Source organism: Bacteroidota bacterium (genome assembly GCA_034439655.1).
Taxonomy (GTDB): Bacteria; Bacteroidota; Bacteroidia; order UKL13-3; family UKL13-3; genus CANJUD01.
Map to the genome: position 1 here is coordinate 1 of JAWXAU010000197.1, position 7,928 is coordinate 7,928.

A 7,928-nucleotide genomic window follows, 5' to 3' on the forward strand; every position below is an offset into this window, starting at 1 on the left:
ATATATTATTTTTCGAGAATTAGTTTTTTATTGATTGAAATGTTATTATTGGAAGTAATAGTTAATATATATATTCCTTTGTTAAATGTTGACAGGTCAAGTATATTCGTATTTTTAGTTTTACTGATCAATCTGCCTGTAATATCACGAATATAAATCTCAAACTGCTCTTTGGCAATGCTTCCTTCTATATTAACTATACCATCTGTTGGATTTGGATATATATTCAAATTGTTATTATCTGATAACGTATTAATACTATTAAAATAGAAACTTAATTGATTTGAAATTGCACTGCAACCACTCGCATTTACAATTTGCACTTGATACATGCCTTTCTGAGTTGGGCTATAAGTTTGGGAAGTTGCTCCTGCAATCGGGCTACCATTAAAATACCACTGATAACTCGCTGCACTACTCGACATTAAAGAATTTATATTTTGAGAAATGATAGGTGTATCACCTCCAGTTATATAACATTTGCTGTATCTGAAAGCTTTAGCCACCGCACCTGATGTTGTGGTTGACCATAATAGGTTTCCTGAAGAATCGATCTCATATATATAACCCGCTTGTGCAATGCAAACTAACATATTTCCATTTGGCAACTGCTGACTACCACCCATATTTTTTGTATGGCCTTTGCAGGCATGCACTTTTGTATAAGATGTGGGTGTATATGCTTGTCCTTGTGTGATAGCATAAGTATAACCATTATACGGTGGTGAAACTTGAAACACTGCAGATTGCGTAGCAGATATACCTTCGTTACTAAAACCTACCAAATATCCTGCATTGGGACAACCTTTAGGAATCCAGTGTGCATCGTGAACTGCATTGATGGTAGCTGTTGCATTTGCTCCGTAAGCAGGAGGATTTCCCCAACGGTATAATAAATCTCCTCCTTTGCCTGATTTTCCACCACTATGTGTAGCAGCCTCGGCAGTTGTTGTACTATGATCTATTACATATATTTCGTTCAAAAAATGTGAACTAAAGCAGACCTGGCTCAGTTCCTCATTGTATGATATTCCATTCATGTGTATCCAATCCTGTGCTGTTTTATAATTGATATTTAACAACTCGGGATGGTTGACAATGGAACTATAGTAATTACTTTTTGTATTATCATAGTTTTGCACCAAATGATCCCAGGCATGCCATTCCCAAACTACATCGCCTGTGGTGGCACCTGTAGGTTTTATTTCCACAATTTTATCTGGCCACATCACTATATTTTTTGAAGAACCAGCTTGTGTTACCTCAGCCGCAGTTTTCGACTCGTAGGCAATTAATAGTACATTTCCATTGGGCATGGGACATATATCATGATGGGTACAGTAAGTGGTGGTTGAGTATACAAAATCCCAAACTACATTTCCGTTCCAATCTACTTTTTGCACTTCACCACAAATAGGACCACCACTAAATGAATTACCTGCACGGGCCACGGTTCGCATCAAACTTCCACCTGGTAACATATAAGTGGAATAACCTGTTTTCTTAGTTGAAGGGAAAGTCCAAGTATGATATATATTTCCATTAGTATCTAACAAATTTGCAGTAGTTCCATTTTGTGTGGCGTATAGTGTATAGTCGCCCCATTGCTGGGCTCGTGTGATGCTAAAAAATAAAAGGAAAATTCCCAATAATAATGTGCTTTTTTTGTTCATGGCTTTTGTATAATGGTTAATGATTGATGGTTTCCGCCGCGGCGGGGTTAATTTGACCACGCTGCCTAGGCCAGTAACCTATCAAAGTTGTCAAATGATTATTACGGGGCAAGATACTAAAAGGTGGGGAAAGAATATAAATAATTTGAGAAGGCAGTTATCTTCAAGTCATTACAATCTGAAAGTAAAATTTAGGACAGTATTTTTGAAATAAGTATCAAGTATACCCCACCTATTTTAAATTTGTTTCGTAATAGTAATTAAATAAAAGCCAATTTGTTTTTCAATAAGAACACCCGATACAACGAACACGATTTGGAGAGTGTGATCAAAGCCTGTCAGGACAATAGTCCGCGAGCTCAGAGGGCACTTATCAAATTGTTCTTCGGCTATGCGAAAACCATTTGCATAAAATATGCTGCAAGTGTTGAGGAAGTCGAAGAAATGATCAATGATGGTTTTTTGAAAGTGTTTAATAATTTGAATAAATATGATCACGCACAACCGTTCAAAGCATGGTTGAGAACCATCATGGTAAATACTGCAATTGATTACTATCGCAAGTGGCAAAAATATAATAACCAAGACAGTTTGGATAATATAGAAGCCTTAGATGTGAGCGAAGATGTAATCGGGAAAATTGCTGCCGAAGAAATACTGAAACTCGTGCAACAATTACCTCCGTCATACCGAATGGTTTTCACTTTATATGTAGTAGAAGGATATAACCACCGTGAAATTGCTGAATTGCTGGGCATCAGAGAAGGTACTTCAAAATCTAATCTTCAAGATGCACGCAAAAAACTGCAAGCTCTAATTAAAAATAATTACCCCCATTTATATATAGTATATGGACAAAAAAATTTAAAAATACATGAAAACTGATAATTTTGATGATTCGATCCGTCGCAAGATGGATAGCATCAACCCACAATATACTGATGCCGACATTGATAAAGTAAATAGCTTTGTTAGCAAAAACTTGCGTGTGCCTTTTGCAAAAACTTTATTTGCAAAAGCCGCTGTCTCGGTAATCGGGATATCGATAATTGGCCTCACAATTTGGAATATAATACAACTGAACAAACAAGAACAACTCACAGAAACTATTAATAACTTAAGAATTAACAAACAAGAAATACCAACATCGAAACCAGATACGGTTTATATAAAAGAAACAATACCTGCTACTTCATCAGCAAATATTAACAATATAAACATTAATAAGAATACAGAATCTCCAAAACAAAAATATAATATTAATGATGACAAAGGTTCTACTCCAATAGCTAAAAATAAAGTACAGAATTCAAATACAAATCAGGATAGAAATATTAGTAATCCTGTTAATGTTTTACCAAAAGAAAATAAAATAGCTTTTGAAAATAGTATACAAAAAAAATCTGAGGATATTATACTTCCAAAAGAAAACAAGGGAACACTTGCAAATAATGATATCAAGCCTTTGGAGTCTATTGATTCTACAGAGCGTATTATAGATTCTGTTCCCCAACCTAATGTCCGTCCTAAAAAACCATCAAGCAAAAAATATATATTGGCTGGTATCGGCGGCAATATGGAATTGAGGAAGCCTGCCAAAAGCATGAATGTATTTGTTGAATATGTTTTTCACAAAAACTTTAGTGCGGCGGCAGGAGTAAAAATGGTGTTTTTAAAAGATGAACATTTTCGTGATGGGCGTGAATGGCGTGATCCTCAAGGTAAGAGTTTTCATCAAGCATTTCGCAAACAATTGCCTCCCGATAGTAACAATATAAAAGATATCAATATTCACAATGCTATACTATTACAATTGCCGGTACAAGTTTCTTATCGGTATTCATTAAATAATAAAATTACACTATTAGCAAGCCTTGCTACAGATGTAGAATTATACAGCAAACAAAAAATTGATTTCACACATAGGCTCCCTGGCCCAGGCAATAGAGAGGAACGATTAGGTTTTGAAGTAGTCCCCAAAATTCCACGTTTAAATAATATGTCTTTAGCGGTTGGTGCACAAAAACAGATATGGAAAAATTTTGGTGTACAAGCATATATATATGTCAACAAACAAATTATTTCTGTGCCTTATAGAAGAAACGATTTGAATTTTGGAGCTAGGCTTAGGCTTTTCTATAGTTTTAATATATAATTTATTTACGATGTAGCTCGCCGCGGCGAGTACGATGGATGTGGCTGACGCTTGTTTATTTACGATGTACGATGTACGGGAAATAACATTTGAGATATTTATTGCTTTTAATAGTATGTTTGTTTTTTATATTAATACTATTATGAAGGAAGAAATCAAATTGCAAACGAAAAAGATTGGACTAGACGTTATTATGCCCATCGATGAATTGCCCAATAAGCCATCTGGTTGGGCAATAGCAAAACAAATCGTACGAAGTTCGACTTCTATTGGAGCCCACTATCGAGCTGCTTGCAGGGCAAAGTCTGAAGCAGACTATATTTATAAACTAAAGATAGTTGAGGAAGAAACGGACGAAACTATTTATTGGTTGGAAATTATAGAAGAAAGCAATATGCTGACCTCAAACAAAATCCAATCTATTAAAAAGGAAGCGAACAAAATTCTGTCCATCACTGTGGCAACTATTAAAACAATGAGAAATAAAAGCAAAAAATAAGATAGAACCTAACCCAAAATAGGTCACACTCTTTATATCATATATTCTGAATCAAATATCGTATATCGTATATCGTACATTATACATTATTCTTGGTCCACATTCATCTTCAGCTTTCGGCCTTTATAGCTTTTGCGGTCGATTGCTTCCACCATTTTTCCAGCAAGTTTGCGATCTACATATACAATGCTATGCAGTTTGTGAAGCTCCACACTTCCCAAATTGTCTTTACGCAAATCGCTCATATCTAATACAAATTGTAGGAAGCTGGCTTTATAAAAACCATCTTTCATACCCACATTTATATATAATCTTTCTTTGTTGGTATCATCTACTCCAAATGATGAACGTCCGCGGCTATCTCCGCCTCTATCACCTCCACGGTCGTTACCTCTTCCGCCACGGTCACCGCCTCTTTCTCCACCTCTGCTGCCACCACGACTATCGCCACCGCGGTCCCCGCCTCTGCTACGACTATCCCCACGATCATTAAATCCTTCACGGGCATTCAAATCTTCTGCATTCTCATAATATTTTAAGAAACGGTCAAACTCCATCGCAGCTACGCGTTGCAGTATTTCTTCCTTGCTCATGTCCGCAAATTTCTCTGTGAGCAATGGCATATAAGTTTCATAATTGCCATGAGATATATCTGCTTTTTGCAAGCGACCAATAAACTCAAAAAACTGTTTGCGACAAACATCAGTGCCAGAAGGAATTTCTAGTTTATTGAATTTTGCTTTGGACAATCTTTGTATCTGAGCGAATTTACCATTTTCACGCGGAGTTATAATAGACATGCTAATTCCTGCATTGCCTGCACGGCCTGTACGCCCACTTCTATGCGTATATACTTCAATTTCATCGGGTAATTCGTAATTGATTACGTGCGTAATTTCTTTTACATCAATACCCCTTGCGGCCACATCGGTTGCTATTAATAATTGCAAACTTCTATCACGGAATTGTCCCATTACTTTATCGCGTTGTTGTTGCGATAAGTCACCATGCAAGGCATCGATATCATAACCTTCACGGGTTAATTTATCGGTGATATCTTGTGCATCGGCCCTTGTACGGGTAAATATAATGCCATACATGCCGGGGTTAAAATCTATAATACGTTTTAAGGTATCATAACGATGGCGATGCGAAGTTATATAATATTGGTGGTCGATATTTTTGTTGGTAGTATTTGCTGAACCAATGGTAACCTCCACAGGCGTATCCATATATTTTTTGCTCACCTGCCTCACGCCTGCTGGCATGGTAGCACTGAACAACCATGTGCATTGACGCGAAGGCGTGTTCTGTAATACGAATTCAATATCTTCACGGAAACCCATGTTCAACATTTCATCGGCCTCGTCCAAAACTACATATTGTACATTGGCTAAATTCACAGCTTTGCGTTCAATCAAATCGATGAGTCGGCCTGGGGTAGCGATAACGATATTGGTTCCTCTTTTCAAATCACGAATTTGCATAGAGATGGAAGTTCCACCATACACTGCGGTTACGTCTATGCCTGGTAAATACTTTTTGAACAACTCCATTTCCTTCACCAACTGCATACACAGTTCGCGTGTGGGGCATATTACCAATGCCATTGGGTTTTTCTTGATTCCTTGGGCGAAATGCAACAATGGTAAGCCAAAGGCAGCGGTTTTTCCTGTGCCTGTTTGTGCTAATCCTATAAAGTCTTTTTCACCTGATAATAATACAGGTATGGCTTTTTCTTGAATCTCGGTGGGGGTGGTAAAGTTCAGGTCAGTAATAGCCTGAATAAGTCGGTCGTCTAGACCTAGTTCTGCAAATGATATCATTAATAAATTTTCGGCAAAGGTAGGCAATATAATTGATAGTATAACAGTTAGGGCTGAAATTTTAATTGCAAATTACGAAACTTCAATTACGAATTACTATATCAAACCGTCATGGCGAGCCTTTTTAAGAAAAATGCCAAGGTTGAAAATGTTAGCTTAAAAAAGAGGCGTGGCAATCTCTAAATTTCGGAGACGAACGTCATCCTAAATTTATTTCAGCATCTATATATTAACGAGATCCTGAATCAAGTTCAGGATGACGCCGCGACGGCAACACAATAGTGAGCCTGCGTAATGCCAAGACTAAAGACATATAAAACTTAAAACAACAGAATAATGAACAAGGATTAACAAATGAAGATTTTAGAAGATTTATAAAGTAGAGAAGGTCGTCATGCTGAATTTATTTCAGCATTTCTTTGTGGCTTAGATGCTGAAACAAGTTCAGCATGAGGGTGTGGATGGTCTCACAACATCTTCGCATACCGATACTCATCCGTATACTCTTCATCTTTATATATTGCATTTTTGCCGATGCCTTCTAATACAAAACCATTCTTTTCTAATACTTTTCTGGAAATTGGATTCCAACCAAAAACGGTAGCATAAACTCGAGTTAAATTATAATTCTTAGCAACATATAATTCCAAAAATAATTTCACTGCTTCGGTGGCGATGCCATGCCCCCAATGTTCTTCGCTAAGGCAATAACCCAGTTCACCACTTTTATTATATACATCTTCACCAGGGAAAATGCCCACTGTTCCATAAATTTTCCCTTCTATTTCTATTCCCAAAACATTGACGGGATCACGTGTTAAAACATCTGCAATAAATATTTCTGCATGCTCTGTATGATAAGGATGGGCGAAACGATTACGCATATTAATCCACAGTTTTTTGTTATTGCAAAACGCAGCCATCTGCTCTGCATCTTCCATTCTCAAAGGGCGTAAGGTGAATTTTGGGGATTGTATAACCATGGCACAAAGGTAGGAATGAACTAGGTCAGGTGGAAACACCTGACAACACTACTGGAGGAAAGACCTGACCGCACTACTAATCGAAACACGTGACCGCAAAGTTGTACGCAAAGTGTGCTGTCGGTTGTTTCCAACTGACGATGGAAAATATTTCCACTCCCTCCTATATATTTGCAACGTGTTAAACATTTTTAAGCCAGTCTTTTACAAACGGAGAATTGTATTTTTTGTAGTTGGATTGATATGTTATCATACTTCATCAGCACAAACAAAAAAAGAAATTCCCGTTAAACAATCTACTAGTTATATATTATTTGAAACTGCCAAATACAATTTGGATTTGAATTCAAAACACAAAATGGATTCTATATATAATGTATGGAAAGACAGTACCAATTATAAAATATATCTTTACGGAAATACAGACAGCGTAGGCGATAAAAACTATAATCTAATTTTATCAAATAGCCGTGTAGAGTCCGTGGGCAGCTATCTCCATCAATTGGGAATTGATACCTCTAAAATAAAATATGCATCTTATGGCGAAAATTCTTACCTTATGACAAATTTGATGATAAACTCATTAGTCGAGGGTTATCACTTGAATATTACAGATTCAGAAATATCAGAAACAAAATCAACCCGCTTTTATCCCTTCAAACTGTTTTATACAATAGACGATACTATACAAATAAATAAATACCAAACAGTGATGATTGATAAAAACTATTTTGTCAACTTTAGCAGTTCGTTGGGTGTATTATATAGTGTAAACTTTGAGCACCAGATTTC

Annotated in this window: 7 protein-coding genes; 4 read left to right on the forward strand and 3 right to left on the reverse strand. The window is 36.6% G+C overall.

Going from position 1 to position 7,928, the window contains the following annotated elements:
- Positions 1-5 precede the first annotated feature (5 nt).
- The gene (locus SGJ10_14620; protein ID MDZ4759357.1) at positions 6-1,673 is read right to left on the reverse strand and encodes an aryl-sulfate sulfotransferase; all 1,668 of its coding nucleotides are present in this window, start codon (positions 1,671-1,673) and stop codon (positions 6-8) included.
- A 324-nt stretch (positions 1,674-1,997) separates the two neighbouring features.
- Between SGJ10_14620 and SGJ10_14625 the strand changes: the two genes are divergently transcribed.
- The 3 genes from SGJ10_14625 (at position 1,998) to SGJ10_14635 (ending at position 4,327) form a co-directional block, all read left to right on the forward strand.
- Positions 1,998-2,558: a sigma-70 family RNA polymerase sigma factor gene (locus SGJ10_14625; protein ID MDZ4759358.1), complete on the forward strand. Its 561-nt coding sequence runs from the start codon at positions 1,998-2,000 to the stop codon at positions 2,556-2,558.
- Positions 2,548-3,828: a hypothetical protein gene (locus tag SGJ10_14630; GenBank protein ID MDZ4759359.1), complete on the forward strand. Its 1,281-nt coding sequence runs from the start codon at positions 2,548-2,550 to the stop codon at positions 3,826-3,828. Before SGJ10_14625 ends, SGJ10_14630 begins: the two co-directional genes overlap by 11 nt.
- A 142-nt stretch (positions 3,829-3,970) precedes the next feature.
- Entirely contained in the window at positions 3,971-4,327 is a 357-nt protein-coding gene (locus SGJ10_14635) for a four helix bundle protein (protein ID MDZ4759360.1), read from the forward strand.
- 86 nt (positions 4,328-4,413) lie between these two features.
- On the opposite strand, the gene SGJ10_14640 is transcribed toward SGJ10_14635, so the two are convergent.
- Together SGJ10_14640 and SGJ10_14645 are read right to left on the reverse strand one after the other, a co-directional pair.
- Positions 4,414-6,153: a DEAD/DEAH box helicase gene (locus SGJ10_14640; protein ID MDZ4759361.1), complete on the reverse strand. Its 1,740-nt coding sequence runs from the start codon at positions 6,151-6,153 to the stop codon at positions 4,414-4,416.
- 467 nt (positions 6,154-6,620) lie between these two features.
- Positions 6,621-7,136 carry a GNAT family protein gene (locus SGJ10_14645; GenBank protein MDZ4759362.1) on the reverse strand — a complete coding sequence of 172 codons (516 nt, stop codon included), beginning with the start codon at positions 7,134-7,136 and terminating at the stop codon, positions 6,621-6,623.
- Positions 7,137-7,314: 178 nt separating this feature from the next.
- On the opposite strand from SGJ10_14645, the gene SGJ10_14650 reads away from it, so the two are divergent.
- A partial coding sequence (locus SGJ10_14650) for an OmpA family protein (GenBank protein MDZ4759363.1) occupies positions 7,315-7,928 on the forward strand: 614 nt, incomplete at its 3' end.